At 63.8% G+C, this 13,462-nt stretch carries 15 protein-coding genes; 9 read left to right on the top strand and 6 right to left on the bottom strand.

The features are described 5' to 3' along the window. The first annotated feature begins 38 nt into the window (after positions 1–38). The 4 genes from tsaA to FJ970_RS15115 all read left to right on the top strand — a co-directional run bounded on the left by tsaA (position 39) and on the right by FJ970_RS15115 (position 2,936). Positions 39–563, top strand: a complete 525-nt coding sequence (tsaA, locus tag FJ970_RS15130; protein ID WP_140758988.1) for a tRNA (N6-threonylcarbamoyladenosine(37)-N6)-methyltransferase TrmO — start codon at positions 39–41, stop codon at positions 561–563. Next, positions 560–874 carry a DUF2293 domain-containing protein gene (locus FJ970_RS15125; RefSeq protein ID WP_140758989.1) on the top strand — a complete coding sequence of 105 codons (315 nt, stop codon included), beginning with the start codon at positions 560–562 and terminating at the stop codon, positions 872–874. The genes tsaA and FJ970_RS15125 overlap by 4 nt, the downstream gene beginning before the upstream one ends. A gap of 111 nt (positions 875–985) precedes the next feature. Further along, complete coding sequence (locus FJ970_RS15120) at positions 986–1,942, top strand: D-amino acid aminotransferase (RefSeq protein ID WP_140758990.1); 957 nt, start codon at positions 986–988, stop codon at positions 1,940–1,942. A 154-nt stretch (positions 1,943–2,096) separates the two neighbouring features. After that, positions 2,097–2,936: an SDR family oxidoreductase gene (locus FJ970_RS15115; protein WP_140758991.1), complete on the top strand. Its 840-nt coding sequence runs from the start codon at positions 2,097–2,099 to the stop codon at positions 2,934–2,936. Positions 2,937–3,008: 72 nt separating this feature from the next. On the opposite strand, the gene FJ970_RS15110 is transcribed toward FJ970_RS15115, so the two are convergent. Together FJ970_RS15110 and FJ970_RS15105 are read right to left on the bottom strand one after the other, a co-directional pair. Beyond that, positions 3,009–3,626 (bottom strand): MOSC domain-containing protein, encoded by a 618-nt coding sequence (locus tag FJ970_RS15110; protein ID WP_140758992.1) that lies wholly within the window; start codon positions 3,624–3,626, stop codon positions 3,009–3,011. Between the two features lie 4 nt (positions 3,627–3,630). Further along, positions 3,631–4,272 carry a TetR/AcrR family transcriptional regulator gene (locus FJ970_RS15105; protein WP_140758993.1) on the bottom strand — a complete coding sequence of 214 codons (642 nt, stop codon included), beginning with the start codon at positions 4,270–4,272 and terminating at the stop codon, positions 3,631–3,633. A 119-nt stretch (positions 4,273–4,391) separates the two neighbouring features. On the opposite strand from FJ970_RS15105, the gene FJ970_RS15100 reads away from it, so the two are divergent. The 3 genes from FJ970_RS15100 (at position 4,392) to FJ970_RS15090 (ending at position 5,925) form a co-directional block, all read left to right on the top strand. Continuing rightward, positions 4,392–4,814, top strand: coding sequence for a hypothetical protein (locus tag FJ970_RS15100; protein ID WP_140758994.1), 423 nt, complete (start codon positions 4,392–4,394; stop codon positions 4,812–4,814). Between the two features lie 11 nt (positions 4,815–4,825). Further along, entirely contained in the window at positions 4,826–5,242 is a 417-nt protein-coding gene (locus tag FJ970_RS15095) for a glyoxalase/bleomycin resistance/extradiol dioxygenase family protein (protein WP_140759154.1), read from the top strand. A gap of 116 nt (positions 5,243–5,358) precedes the next feature. Further along, positions 5,359–5,925, top strand: a complete 567-nt coding sequence (locus FJ970_RS15090) for a methyltransferase family protein (protein WP_140758995.1) — start codon at positions 5,359–5,361, stop codon at positions 5,923–5,925. A 17-nt stretch (positions 5,926–5,942) separates the two neighbouring features. On the opposite strand, the gene FJ970_RS15085 is transcribed toward FJ970_RS15090, so the two are convergent. From FJ970_RS15085 to ettA, 3 genes are all read right to left on the bottom strand, one after another. Then, a complete protein-coding gene (locus tag FJ970_RS15085; RefSeq protein ID WP_140758996.1) occupies positions 5,943–7,064 on the bottom strand; it encodes a beta-ketoacyl-ACP synthase III in 1,122 nt (373 codons plus the stop codon). A 118-nt stretch (positions 7,065–7,182) separates the two neighbouring features. Continuing rightward, positions 7,183–7,953 carry a trans-aconitate 2-methyltransferase gene (gene tam, locus FJ970_RS15080; protein WP_140758997.1) on the bottom strand — a complete coding sequence of 257 codons (771 nt, stop codon included), beginning with the start codon at positions 7,951–7,953 and terminating at the stop codon, positions 7,183–7,185. 47 nt (positions 7,954–8,000) lie between these two features. Then, positions 8,001–9,650: an energy-dependent translational throttle protein EttA gene (gene ettA, locus FJ970_RS15075; RefSeq protein ID WP_140758998.1), complete on the bottom strand. Its 1,650-nt coding sequence runs from the start codon at positions 9,648–9,650 to the stop codon at positions 8,001–8,003. A gap of 257 nt (positions 9,651–9,907) precedes the next feature. Here ettA and FJ970_RS15070 point away from each other — a divergent pair, with 257 nt between their 5' ends. Beyond that, positions 9,908–11,194: a sensor domain-containing diguanylate cyclase gene (locus FJ970_RS15070; protein ID WP_140759156.1), complete on the top strand. Its 1,287-nt coding sequence runs from the start codon at positions 9,908–9,910 to the stop codon at positions 11,192–11,194. 49 nt (positions 11,195–11,243) lie between these two features. Here FJ970_RS15070 and FJ970_RS15065 read toward each other — a convergent pair whose 3' ends face one another. Continuing rightward, on the bottom strand, positions 11,244–12,251 hold the full coding sequence (locus FJ970_RS15065; RefSeq protein ID WP_140758999.1) for a ribonuclease T2 family protein: 1,008 nt from the start codon (positions 12,249–12,251) through the stop codon (positions 11,244–11,246). A 185-nt stretch (positions 12,252–12,436) separates the two neighbouring features. Between FJ970_RS15065 and FJ970_RS15060 the strand changes: the two genes are divergently transcribed. After that, a complete protein-coding gene (locus FJ970_RS15060; protein WP_140759000.1) occupies positions 12,437–13,369 on the top strand; it encodes an alpha/beta fold hydrolase in 933 nt (310 codons plus the stop codon). Positions 13,370–13,462 lie beyond the last annotated feature (93 nt).

The following is a 13,462-nucleotide window of genomic DNA, read 5'->3' as shown; positions in this document are numbered from 1 at the left end:
GTTTGAGACAATGGCATGCACCAGCAAAGAGACAGGCAATGACCGGACCGCGTGAGATGTTCGAGGCACGTGAAGGCGAGCAGAGGTTGGACCAGGATCCGGCAACGATGCCTCCTGACGGCGGCATCGTCTTCATCGGCCGCATCGCCTCGCCCTGGACCACCCGGGAAAGCTGCCCGAAGAACATGCGCGCCGCACGCGAGACGGGACAGCCGGCGGCGCTCACCATCGACGCGCCCTATCGCAGCGGCCTGCAAGGCCTCGAGCGCGCCAGCCACATCGTCATCCTGTCCTGGCTGCATCACGCGCCGCGGGATCTGATCGTGCAAAAACCCCGCCATGCGGCTGAAGCAAAAGGCGTGTTCGGGTTGCGCTCCCCTGCCCGGCCGAATCCAATCGGCCTGCATGTAGCCAAAGTCCTCGGATTGGACATTGCCACCGGGCGCATCGACCTCGACGCCATCGACGTGCTCGACGGCACGCCGGTCATCGACATCAAACCTTATTTCGCCTCGACCGACGCCATTGCCGAGGCGACCGTTGAGGGGCGCGAGGAGCGATGACCGCGCCGACCGGTCGCCGCCGCGCCATCGCCAAGGCGCTGACAACACTCCTGCCGCTGGCACCCTATGCCGACATGGAGAAGATCCGCGCCGACGCCGGCTCGGTGCATATGAAGACCTTGCCGCCGACGATCGCGGTGTGGCTGGCAACGATCGCCCATATCCGTCACATGCACACCGACTACGAAAAGCTGCTGGCCGAGGGCTATGACCGCGACTCGGCGCGCTTCTTCGTCATCGAGCGGACCAACATCGTGCTCACGCGCTGGCGCGCCACCCGCCTGCTCGACGCCGATGACGAGGAGGAATGAAGCTATTGCCAGGCCGGATCTTCATCTCGAGGATGACTGAAGTCGGGCTACTGGCTCTATGCGCTCGGCCTGCCGCCGATAGCTTGTGACGCAATGGCAAGGAGTTGCCCTATGAGCCAAATCGCACAGGATACACCGCCGCTGCCTGTGGTGAGCGACCGCCATGTCGACCCCAACGCCTATCCCGAAGGCATTGCCTTCCTCGACGGCCAGTACCTGCCGATGTCGCAAGCCAAGGTCTCGGTGCTGGATTGGGGTTTTCTGCACTCCGACGCCACCTACGATACCGTGCATGTCTGGAACGGCCGCTTCTTCCGCCTCGACCTGCATCTCGACCGTTTCTTCGGCGGGCTCGACAAGTTGCGCATGACGATCCCGTTCGATCGCGACGGCGTGGCCGACATCCTGCACAATTGCGTCGCACTGTCTGGCCATCGCGCCGCCTATGTCGAGATGCTGTGCACGCGCGGCGCCTCGCCGACCTTCAGCCGCGACCCGCGCCAGGCGATCAACCGCTTCATGGCATTTGCCGTGCCGTTCGGCTCGGTCGCCAATGCCGAGCAGTTGCAGCGCGGCCTGCGTGTCGCGATCAGCGACAAGGTGCGCATTCCGCCGGCCTCGATCGATCCGGCGATCAAGAACTACCACTGGCTCGACTTGGTGCGCGGCCTCTACGATGCCTATGATCGCGGCGCCGAGACGGCCCTCATTCTCGACTTCAACGGCAATATCGCCGAAGGTCCTGGCTTCAACGTCTTCTGCGTCAAGGACGGCAGACTGTCGACACCGGCCATCGGCGTGCTGCCAGGCATCACCCGCCGCACCGTCTTCGATCTCTGTGGCGAGGCCGGACTCTCGGCGACGGCCAGGGACGTCAGCGTGGCCATGTTGCGCGGCGCCGACGAAGTCTTCATCACCTCGACCGCCGGCGGCATCATGCCGGTGACGGAGATCGACGGTGCCGACATCGCCGACGGCAAGGTCGGGCCGGTCACCAGCCGGCTGATGGCGCTCTACTGGCAAAAGCACGACGACCCGGCATGGTCGAGTTTGCTGAATTACCCCTGATCCACACGATTTCTTGTTCTACGGGAAAGCCCCAGGTTCAAAAAGATTTCCCCCCGCCTCTGGAAAATCACGGGACAGGCCGTATATGCCCGAAAGCGGAGAAGCCTCCGCTTTCATCCAGAAATTGTGCCCGCAGGGGCAAGGATTCCACATCATGACATCAAAGGTTTGGTTCATCACCGGATCGTCGAAAGGCTTTGGCCGCGTCTGGACCGAGGCCGCATTGGCGCGCGGCGACCGCGTTGCCGCGACCGCCCGTGACGTCGGCACGCTCGCCGATCTCGTGGCAAAATATGGCGATAACGTCGCTGCGATTCAGCTCGACGTCACCGCCAAGAAAGCCGTCGATGCCGCAATCGCCGAAGCACACAAGCGCTTTGGCCGGCTCGACGTCGTCATCAACAATGCCGGTTACGGCCATTTCGGCGCCATCGAGGAAGTCAGCGAGCAGGAAGCCCGCGATCAGATCGAGACCAATGTCTTCGGCTCTCTCTGGGTCACCCAGGCCGCCCTGCCGATCATGCGCGCGCAGCGGTCGGGCCACATCATCCAGATCTCGTCGATCGGCGGCGTCAACGCCTTTGCCTCGCTCGGCCTCTATCATGCCTCGAAATGGGCGCTGGAAGCCTTCAGCCAGTCACTCAGCATCGAGGTCGCGGAATTCGGCATTCATGTCACGCTGGTCGAGCCGGGCGGCTTCTCCACCGACTGGTCGGGAGCATCGGCCAAGGTCTCCAAGCCGATCGAGGCCTATGCGCCTGCCCGCGCCAGGATGGCCGAGCGCCGCGCCAACTCGGTCGCCGGCGATCCCGAGGCGACCGGTCCGGCCATGCTGGCCATCGTCGATGCGGCCGAGCCGCCGCTGCGGGTCTTCTTCGGCGATGGCGGCCTGCCGATGATACGCCAGGAATACGCCAACCGCCTCGCCACTTGGGACAAATGGGACCACGTTTCCGTCATGGCGCAAGGCGCCAACAAGAACCGCAAGGGCTAAAGCCCGGCGACTTCTGCTACGCCGCCTCACAGGCGGCGTAGCTCCCACCTCGGCCACGACGCGAGCGCGCGGCTATGCCTGATAAATCCATTGTTCCGGCACCCGCACCGAAATCTGCTCGCCGGCCCTGACGATGCCGGGCTTTTCAACCCAGGCGACCACGCCGCGCAACCTTTTCGCCGCCTTCGGAAACAACAGCGCGCCGGCTTCAACGTCGGCCATTCCAGCATTTTCGGCGATCGATCGCCCGGCGATGCGGCATGGCCCGTTCTGGGCGTCGACCTTGAGGGTCACGCCACCCTTGAAGAACAGCAAAGTGCCGGCCGGCAGCATCGACAGATGCGGCACGCCTTCGATCACCAGATTGGCACCGATCCACTCAGGCTTGATTTCGGCCAGCCCCATCCGTTCGGCGACGATGGCCAATTCGTCCGCTGCCACGATCGATATCTGCCGTTCGTTGCGCATCTCGGTGCCGCGCGGATACCAGGGTTCACGCCCGCCGGAACGCCGCGTCGGTCCGGCATGGAAGTCGCCTGAAATGCCGTCGAAGTCGAGCCGCAATTCGTCCACCGGACGCGTCTGGAAATCGTCCGCTGGCGCGACATACAGCGCCGCCGCGCGGGCGGTAAGCTTCTTCGACGGAATGATTTCGGTCGGCTTTTCAGCCTCGGGAAAGAGATCCAGCATGGCTTCATTCCTTGGATGACGTGCCCTGGTTTTGCCCTTCGGCCGGCAAGGCCGCAAGAGCGGTTCGGGCCAAAATGCGCAACTCTTCGGTCGACGCGCCGTCCCGTGCCTGGATCGACATGCCGTTCATGACGCCCGCAATATATTTAGCGAAGCCTTCGACGGAGAGGTTTTCCGGCACGTCGCCTTCTGCCTTGCCTTTGGCCAGCCGCGCCGCGATCGCCGCCTCGCTCGCCTTGCGATAGGCCTTGAGCTCATCGGCAATGGCTTGCGCCTGCGGCGAGGCCGCCAGCGCGCCGCTGACGAAAAGACAGCCACCCGGCTTGCCGGGCCTGGAATAGGCCGCCGCCGCGCCCAGCAGCAAGCGCCGGATCGCCTCCCCCGTCGACACCGGCGCGCTCAGCGCTTCCAGCGCGAAGCCTATCTCGGTCTCGTGGTAGCGCGTCAACGCCCCGCGAAACAAAGTCTCTTTGTCGGTGAAGGCGTTGTAGATCTGTGGCGGCGTCAGCCCCATCGCTTCGCGCAGCATGGCCAGCGACGTCGCTTCATAGCCGTGCTCCCAGAAGAGATGCATCGCGGCATCGAGCGCCCGGTCCGGGTCGAATGCGCGCGGCCGGCCGCCGCGTGGTTTGTCCAAGTTTTCCATAGTGATCGATACGAAACCTATTGACTCACCTTTCCCTCATAACATATCAATCGATATGTAACCAGGCAAACCGGAAGATGACCTCCCGGCGAGGGCCGTGCAACCCAAGGAGAAAAGCAATGCCGATCACCGTGACCGCGCCGGAGGGCGTACTGACCCCAGCGGGAGAGCGCGAAATCCTGCCGCGCCTGAGCGCTGCCCTCATCGAAGCCTCCGGCGCCACCGGCAATTCGTTCTTCACCGCGATCGTCGGCGGCACCGTCCATATCCTGCCGCCGCGCGACATTTACGCGGGTGGCGCCAACCGGCCGGTCGTTATGGTCGAGTTGAAGCTGCCCAATATCGCCCTTGGCTCGATCGAAGCCCGCAAGGATTTCGTCACCGCCGCCGCCGGCATCGTCGCCGATCTCTGTATCCCAGAGCACAAGCCGGAAAACACCTGGATCAACATCGTCAATGCGCCCGACGGCGGCTGGGGCATCGGTGACAGGCAATATACCGGCGACGCGCTCATCGCGGCCGCCACCGCCGCCGCGCAGTGACGAACAGGATGATGCGGCTCTCCCCGTCGCTGTTCTTCACCACCAACTGCGAGGCTGCGCTGGCCTTCTACGAACAATGTGGTCTTGGCCGGGCAACGGTCCTGCTGCGCTGGGGTGACAACAATATGCCGGTGCGCACCGAAGCCATGCGCGGAAAAGTCCTGCATGCCCGCTTCGAAGGTCCGGGTGTGCTGTTCCACGCCTCGGACAATGACGACGCGGAGCCGATGAAGGGGTCCGCCATGATGCTGGAATTCGACGGGCCCGCAGCAGCGCCAGAGGTTTTCGCCCGCGAGGAACTTTTCGCACGCATGGCCGCAGGCGGCCGGATCACCGTGCCGTTTGCCCGGCAATATTGGGGGACCAGCTTCGGCATGCTGGTCGACGCCTTCGGCGTGCAGTGGATGTTCAGTTGCTCCAATGAATAGAGGCCAGTCGCTGACCGCTCGATCACAACCTTCTTACCGAAAAACGGCGCCGCGCCGCATTGCCGCCGCGCTGCGTCGGCTTCATGGTGAAGACCAGACCGTCGACGGAGGTTCTCATGCGTCCCGGAGCGGCGATCGCAGCGCTTTGGTTGATCTGGGTGGTCACATGGATGGCGGCGGCCCTATGGGCCGATCCAGTGCAAAAACGCGCCACCATCGGGGCCGAGGCCCGCTATCGCGTCTTCTGGCTGGCCGGCACCGTCCTGCTGTTCGTGCCAGCGCACGGCTATGAAGGCAGGCTGAGATTGTGGACGCCGACCCTTGCGGAAGCTTGGGCCTGCGTTGCCCTGATCGCGCTCGGCATCGGCTTCGCGTGGTGGGCGCGCATCCATCTCGGGCGGTTGTGGTCCGCCACGGTCACCGCCAAGGCGGATCATCGCGTGGTCGACACCGGACCCTATCGCCTGGTCCGGCATCCGATCTACACCGGGCTGCTGCTGTCCGTGCTCGCCACCATGGTGGCGAAGGGCACGGTCTGGGGCATTGTCGGTACGGCCCTGCTCATCATCGGCGTCGTCGTGAAGGCGAGGCTGGAGGAGCGTTTCCTGCGCGGCGAACTCGGCCCCGCCTATGACGACTACGCCAAGCGGGTGCCGATGCTGGTCCCCTTCGCACCTGCCTGACGCGGCGCGACGCTCGATCAGAGCATTTTCAGCAGCGCGCCGCCGATCGAATACCCCGCACCGAAGGCGCAGATCAGGCCGAAATCGGCTGGCTTCATGTCGGCATGGTTTTCCGACAGAGCGACGATGGCGCCGGCGCCCGCCGTATTGCCGAGCCGCTCCAGCACCATGGGCGCGCGGTCATGGCCGACATCGTGGCCGAATGCCAGCTTCAGGATCATCGCATTCATGCGCGCATTGGCCTGGTGCAGCCAGAAGCGCCGGACCGCCTGTGGCGTCAGCCCATGCTCGGCCAGGAATTCGACGATGAATTTATGCCCGGCGACGGTGACTTCCTTGAACACCTTGTTGCCGACCTGCTTGATGAGGTTGCCTTCCAGGTTGATCATGTAGGGATCGTCCTGCGCGGTCCGCGTGTGGTAGCCGAGATTGGTGCGGATGTTGTTCGACATCTGCGTCCAGATGCGCGTGTCCAGCACCTCGAAGCGGCCCGGCCGCTTCTCACCCTGGGCGAGCCCCTCCACGACCATCGACACCGAAGCGTCGCCGAAGATGAAATGCGTCTGCCGATCGCGGAAATTGAGATGGCCGGTGATGATTTCGGGCGTGGTCACCAGGATGCGCTTGTGCGCGCCCGAGCGCACCAGATTGACCGCCATGTGCAGCGCAGCCGCCGCGGACGAACAGCCAAGTCCCATATCGAAGCCGGCACCCCTTGTGCCCAGCGCCTGCTGCATTTCGATTGCGATCGCCGGATACGGCCTCTGCTGATGCGAGGACGAGCAGATCACCAGATCGATGTCCGACGCCGCGATGCCGGCGTGCTCGATCGCCTTCCTGGCCGAAGCGACGCCGAATTCCGCCTGCAGCGAGAGCGCGTCGTCCGAACGCGCCGGAATGCGCGGCGCCATGCGGGTCGGGTCGAGAATACCTTCCCGTTCGATCACATGGCGGGCGCGCACGCCCGAGGCATGGACGATGAAGTCGGAATCCGATTTTTGCAGCAGGGTCTCGCCGGTATCCTGGCGTCGCGCGTTCTCCGTATCGACCCAGGCATTGAAGCTGGCGACCAGTTCCTCATTCGTGATGACAGGCTTGGGAATTTCAGCGCCGATGCCGCTGATGATGACGCGATGCATGTTTCCAGTCCGTCCCGTCCGCGGGCATTGCGGCTTCATGTGGGCGCCGAAACGCTTCGGCGCAACACTTTTCTCACTCGGCCGGTTTACACCGGCTTAAACCAAGGTTTACGCCAGCCTACCCCGCCCGCTTGGCGACAATGAAAATGCGGGGGAAACGCAGCAGCACCTTGCCATCAGCGGTCTTCGGATAGGCCTTGGCGATCTTGGCCGTGTAGCTGTCGAGGAACAGCTTGCGCTCGTCGGCTTCCAGCGGATCGAGAAACGGCTTCAGTCCGGTCGACTTCACCCATTCGACGATCGCCTCGGCGTCGGCCAGCGGATGATTGTAGATGGTGTGCCAGATGTCGAGCCGAGCGGAGAGCGGCGACAGAAGGTCGTAGTAGAACGATACCGGCGGCAGCGGCGCACGGGCCGCGCCCTTTATCTTCGCCGCGAAAGGCATTTGCACCGCGGTCTCCCGCATCAGGCGATGCGAATCCTCGCCCATATTGTCGGGCATCTGGATCGCCAGCGCGCCACCAGGCGCCAGAAAACCCATCAGCCGCTGGAACACCGCTGGATGCGTGGGCAGCCACTGGAACACGGCATTGGCGAAGATGACGTTGACGGGCTCGGCCGGCTGCCATGTCGACGCATCGGCGAGGTCGAAGCTGACATCGGGCAGGCGTGCCCTCGCCTTTTCGATCATGTCAGGCGACGTGTCGAAGCCGCTCACTTGCGCATCCGGCCAACGCTCGACCAGAAGTTCGGTCGAATTGCCCGGCCCGCAGCCGATGTCGACGACGCGGCGCGGAAAATCCACCGGCACCTGGGCCGCGAGGTCACGCGCCGGCCGTGTGCGTTCGTCCTCGAATTTCAGATATTGGGCGGCGGACCAATCAGCCATTTGAGCTCTCCTCGTATCCCTGAGAAATTCGCCGCCCAATGAAGGCCTTACCGCGTCAGCCGCTTGTGCGTCATACGGTGCGGAGCCGCCGCTTCCGCGCCCATGCGGCGCAGCTTGTCCTTCTCGTATTCCTCGAAATTGCCTTCGAACCATTCGACATGCGCGTCGCCCTCGAAGGCAAGCATGTGGGTGGCCATGCGGTCGAGGAACATGCGATCGTGGCTGATGATGACCGCGCAGCCGGCATAGGCTTCCAGCGCGTCTTCCAGCGCGCTCAGCGTTTCCGTATCAAGGTCGTTGGTCGGTTCGTCGAGCAGCAGCACATTGCCGCCGGTCTTCAGCATCTTGGCCAGGTGCACGCGATTGCGCTGGCCGCCCGAGAGATTACCGACCTTCTGCTGCTGGTCGCCGCCACGGAAGTTGAAGGAGGAGCAGTAGGCGCGGCTGTTGACCTCGTGCTTGCCGAGCTTGATGATCTCGGCGCCGCCGGATATCTCTTCCCACACCGTCTTGTTGGCATCGAGTGCGTCGCGGCTCTGGTCGACATAGCCGAGCCTGACCGTCTCGCCGATGCGGACGGTGCCCGCGTCCGGCTTCTCCTGGCCGGTGAACGTCTTGAACAGCGTCGTCTTGCCGGCGCCGTTCGGGCCGATGACGCCGACAATGCCGCCCGGCGGCAACCTGAACGACAGATCCTCGATCAGGAGCTCGTCGCCAAAGCCCTTATTGAGGCCTTCGACCTCGATGACGACATTGCCGAGACGCTCGCTCGACGGAATGACTATCTGCGTGTCGGTCGGCTTGCGGTTCTGTGACTGCTCGACCAGTTCCTCATAGGCCTTGATACGCGCCTTGGACTTGGTCTGCCGAGCCTTCGGCGAGGACTGGATCCACTCGCGCTCGCGCCAGATCGACTTCTGGCGGGCGTCGTCCTCGCGGCCTTCCTGGATCAGGCGCTTGGCCTTGGCGTCGAGATATCTGGTGTAGTTGCCCTCGTACGGGATGCCGCGGCCACGATCGAGTTCGAGAATCCAGCCGGTGACGTTGTCGAGGAAGTAGCGGTCGTGGGTGATGATCAGCACCGAGCCCGGATAGTCGCGCAGGTGCTTTTCCAGCCACGCCGTGGTCTCGGCGTCGAGATGGTTGGTCGGTTCGTCGAGCAGAAGCAGATCGGGCTGTTGCAGAAGCAGCCGGCACAGCGCCACGCGGCGACGCTCGCCGCCGGACAGGTTGGTCACCTCGGAATCCGGCGGCGGGCACTGCAGCGCGTCCATAGCCATCTCGACCTGCTGCTCGAGATCCCACAAATTGAGCCGGTCCATCTCATCCTGGAGCTTGGCGGACTCGTCGGCCGTCTCGTCGGAATAGTTCATCATCAGCTCGTTGTAGCGCTCGATGATGGCGGTCTTCCTGGCAACGCCGTCCATGACGTTTTCCATCACGGTCTTGCTGTTGTCGAGCTGCGGTTCCTGCGCCAAGTAGCCCACGGTCGCGCCCTCAGCCAGCCAGGCCTCGCCCTGGAACTCCTTGTCAAGCCCGGCCATGATGCGCAGGATCGTGGACTTGCCCGAGCCGTTGGGGCCGAGGATGCCGATCTTGGCGTCCGGATAGAAGGACAGATGAACGTTATCGAGCACCTTCTTGGTGCCGTAGGCCTTCGACAGGCCGGACATGTGATAGATGAACTGGCGTGCCACGCGCGCTTTCCCTGAAAAACTGACTGGATTTGCCGAATTGAATGGAGGTTGGCCGCTATGTAGGCGATGCGGCGCCGAACGGCAATCGCTTTTGCCACGTCGAGCCAACCACACGGACATGTGTGCGCTACCGCCGAAGTTTTCAACCGGTCACGAGACGCGCTGAAATCTCCGGTTAACCCTTCCAAGTCAAAACAGGATCGGGTTTGGAATCGCCGGCTTGCCGCGATTTCGAGAGAGAGATCGGATCGACGGCATTGCTGAACAGTTTCCTGCTCCTTGCCGAAGCGGTCGTCTACTTCAGCGTCATGGTGACGCTTTTCCGGTTCCGTAAGCGCATCGGCCTTGGCGTCTTCGTCTGCGCCCTCGGCGTCATGCATTTCCTGGAAACCTATCTCGCCAGCGTCTTTTACGTCGCCCTGCCGTTCGGCCTAGTCTCGCCAGGCTCAGCGGTCATGTTTTCGGGAAAGCTGGTCATGCTGCTTCTGCTTTACATCAAGGAAGACGCCGCCACCGTGCGCCAACCGATCTACGGCCTGCTGCTCGGCAATGTGCTGATGATCGGGCTGGTGCTGCTGCTTCGCCTGCACGCCGTCGCACCACTTCCCGATGGCCGGCTCCCCGACATCGGCTTCATCGACGAGATGGGCTGGCTGATGGTGTGGGGCACGACGCTGCTGGTCATCGACGCCATCCTGATCATCCTGCTCTACGAAAAACTTGGGCGCACTTTGCGCAAGGCGCGGTTCGCGCGCATCCTGATTTCGGTTGCCTGCGTGCTCACCTTCGACCAGGCCGGCTTCTTCACCGCGCTGCATTTCGTTGCCGGAGCACCGATCGCGGTCTTCTTCGGCGGCTGGTTCGCCAAGTTGGCGGCGGCACTGACTTTCAGCGCCATGCTGGTCGCCTATCTCAAATGGTTCGAGGTCCGGGACGTCCAGACGCCACGCGGCCTGACCGACATTTTCGAGACGCTGACCTATCGCGAACGCTACGAGGCGCTGGTCGAGCATGTCGGCCGCGACGGCCTCACCGGCCTGCTGCACCGCGGACGCTTCGACGCCGACGGTGAGGCCGCCGTCCAGTCCAGCCTGCGCACGGCGAGGCCGCTCAGCCTGCTCGTCGTCGATGTCGACCACTTCAAGTCGATCAACGACCGTTTCGGCCATGCCGAGGGCGACAAGGTGCTGAAGGCGGTCGCGACCGTACTTTGCGAGGCGGCAGGCGCCGAGGACCAGGTGTTCCGGATCGGCGGCGAGGAATTCGCCATCCTGAGTTCGCGTCCGCATTCCGTCGCCAGGCTGTTTGGCGAAAGCGTCCGCACCGCGCTCAAGGCATCGGCCGCCACCAGCCGCTTCGAACTGACCGTCAGCGCCGGTGTTTCCACCGTCAGCGAAACGACGCAGTGCCTGGCCGACCTGTTCGCGCTCGCCGACCAGCGCCTCTACAAGGCGAAATCTACCGGACGCGACCGAGTCGTCGGTGAACCGGGCGGGCATGAGGCCGACGCCGCAATTGCCTGGACCAGGTCAGCCCAGGTCTAGCTCTCTCCGCGACGGCCGCTCCGGCCTACCGGAAGCGGCGATCCCGCACTTACTGGAAGCCGATCGGATCGACCGTGCCCGTCGGGCAACCGGCCTTGTTGGTCGGCACCGAGGCCAGCAGCAGGTCCTTGAGCGAGCTGTTGGGGCCGATCGGACCGGCAAGGCCGAGCGTCAGTTCGCCGATCAGCCGCCGGCCACTCGACGGATCGATAAGGCAGGACACACGCACCCGGTCCCCCGCCCCTGCGCCGAAGGCCTGGTCGAAGGCACCGCGGATCTGGTCCGCCGTCAGCTTGCCACCGATGTTCTTGGCGAAGAGGTCGCGCACGGGCGAGCGGTTGACCTCACGCATCAAATGGAGGGCGTCGGAAAAATACTCCTGCTGGCTTTTGCCGTAGCAGGTGCCGTGCTTGATCCATTCATGTCGTTCCAGCTTCGAGGCGGTGCCCGGCATCACCTTGTCGAGCTCGGTGCGGGTGTCCGCATCGAGGTTGACCGGTGGCAGGTCCTGCCAGTGGGCCGGACTGTCATTGGCCTTGTCGCTGGCCGAAGCCTGGCAATAGAAATTGCCGTTCGGCTGCGGCCACAGGCCGTGCAGTGTGAAATTGGTGGCATCAAACTCGCTGGGATTTTGCGCCTTGCATTCGGTCTTGTTCGACTTGGTCTCGCAGAAGGCCGGCTGCCAGCTCAACGCGAAGACATATTCGGGCTTTCCCGCGGGCGCGGGCTTGCCTTGCCCGCTCGGTGCCGCCGGCACGGTCGCGGCACTGCTGCCCGAGAGATGACCGCAGCTCACCTTCACCCAGCGGCGCTCGGGATCGGCGCCCGGCACCAGGATGAGGTAGTGGGTCGGAGCGTCCTTGTTGCCGGCCAGCAATTGGTAGGTCTTGCCCGCATCGGTCGAGACACTGCCGGGGTTCTTGCCGTTCTTGATCGCCTGCGTCGCCGGACAGGCAGCGTCGGCCACGAAGGTGCCGCTCATCTTGACGTCGGCATGCGCCGCGCCTGCCAGCGATCCCGCCAGCAAGGCCAATCCGAAAACAACAGCAACGCGCATGGAGAATCCCCTGCTGGAAAGTGGGCGACAGACTGAAGCTGTCTCCATGTCAGAATTGCGATATTTTGCAGGCCCCTGGCAAGAAAGATCGTCGCGGAAAAGCCGGCAGGCCGGATTGACGCAAATCTGGCACCGGCGCACAGGTTGGACATCACGAGGGCGGAGCCAGGGGGAGACCAGCGGGCATGCCATTCAGCCAGCAGCGCGTGGTCCGCTCGCCGACCGGCGCCGACCTCAATCTGTTCGTCCGGCAGGCCGACAGCTCTCCACGCGCGGTGGTCCAGATCAATCATGGCCTGGCCGAACATGCCTCGCGCTACGATCGCTTCGCCGGTTTCCTGGCCGCCCGGGGCTTCCATGTCTATGTCCACGACCACCGTGGCCATGGCGCGACCAAGGCACCCGACGCGCCGCTCGGCAGATTCGCCGACAAGGACGGCCCGGCCAAGGTGATCGCCGATGTCGACGCCGTCCACGATCTCATCGCCGGCGAGCAGCCTAACCTGCCGGTGATCCTTCTCGGCCACTCGATGGGCGCGTCCGTGGCGCTGAACTACCTGTTACGACACTCCGGGCGCGTTCGTGCGGCGGCGATCTGGAACGGCAATTTCTCGCATGGCCTGCTCGGCCAGGTGGCGCTCGGTATTCTCGCCTGGGAACGGATGCGGCTGGGCTCCGATGTCCCGTCGCGCCTGCTGCCGAAACTGACTTTCCAGGCCTGGGGCAAGGCGGTGCCCAACCATCGCACGCTGTTCGACTGGCTGTCGCGCGACGAGGCGGAGGTGGCGAAATACATCGCCGATCCACTCTGCGGCTGGGATGCCTCCATTTCGATGTGGCGCGATGTGATCGCCATGGCGCTGAACGGCGGCAAGGATGCAGGCTTTGCCGCCATTCGCCGCGACATCCCTGTCGCCATCGTCGGCGGCGAAAAGGACCCGGCCTCGGACTACGGCAAGGGCATCACCCATCTCGCCAGCCGCATGCGCACGATGGGCTTTTCGAATCTGGTTTCAAAGGTTTACGCCGACACCCGCCACGAAAGCCTGAACGACGTGAACCGGGACGTCATCATGGACGATTTCGCCACCTGGGCGGACACTGTCTTGAAGGGGTGACGGGTTGGCCCATTGCAAGGACCGTGACAGCCGCTACCGGGCTTGATAGAGGCTCTGCTTTCGCAGCAATCAGGATGATTGCGGCAAACACGG

This window comes from Mesorhizobium sp. B2-1-8, from assembly GCF_006442545.2.
Classification (GTDB): domain Bacteria; phylum Pseudomonadota; class Alphaproteobacteria; order Rhizobiales; family Rhizobiaceae; genus Mesorhizobium.
The sequence above is the reverse complement of the archived record's forward strand: the minus strand, read 5'-3'. Positions and strand labels throughout refer to the sequence as shown.

Coding starts and splice junctions, on each gene's coding strand:
- FJ970_RS15100 (WP_140758994.1), top strand. CDS start 4,392: ATGCCGATCACCGTGACCGCGCCGGAGGGCGTACTGACCCCAGCGGGA.
- FJ970_RS15060 (WP_140759000.1), top strand. CDS start 12,437: ATGCCATTCAGCCAGCAGCGCGTGGTCCGCTCGCCGACCGGCGCCGAC.
- FJ970_RS15095 (WP_140759154.1), top strand. CDS start 4,826: ATGCGGCTCTCCCCGTCGCTGTTCTTCACCACCAACTGCGAGGCTGCG.
- FJ970_RS15105 (WP_140758993.1), bottom strand. CDS start 4,272: ATGGAAAACTTGGACAAACCACGCGGCGGCCGGCCGCGCGCATTCGAC.
- FJ970_RS15110 (WP_140758992.1), bottom strand. CDS start 3,626: ATGCTGGATCTCTTTCCCGAGGCTGAAAAGCCGACCGAAATCATTCCG.
- tsaA (WP_140758988.1), top strand. CDS start 39: ATGACCGGACCGCGTGAGATGTTCGAGGCACGTGAAGGCGAGCAGAGG.
- FJ970_RS15120 (WP_140758990.1), top strand. CDS start 986: ATGAGCCAAATCGCACAGGATACACCGCCGCTGCCTGTGGTGAGCGAC.
- FJ970_RS15090 (WP_140758995.1), top strand. CDS start 5,359: ATGCGTCCCGGAGCGGCGATCGCAGCGCTTTGGTTGATCTGGGTGGTC.
- FJ970_RS15065 (WP_140758999.1), bottom strand. CDS start 12,251: ATGCGCGTTGCTGTTGTTTTCGGATTGGCCTTGCTGGCGGGATCGCTG.
- tam (WP_140758997.1), bottom strand. CDS start 7,953: ATGGCTGATTGGTCCGCCGCCCAATATCTGAAATTCGAGGACGAACGC.
- FJ970_RS15085 (WP_140758996.1), bottom strand. CDS start 7,064: ATGCATCGCGTCATCATCAGCGGCATCGGCGCTGAAATTCCCAAGCCT.
- FJ970_RS15125 (WP_140758989.1), top strand. CDS start 560: ATGACCGCGCCGACCGGTCGCCGCCGCGCCATCGCCAAGGCGCTGACA.
- FJ970_RS15115 (WP_140758991.1), top strand. CDS start 2,097: ATGACATCAAAGGTTTGGTTCATCACCGGATCGTCGAAAGGCTTTGGC.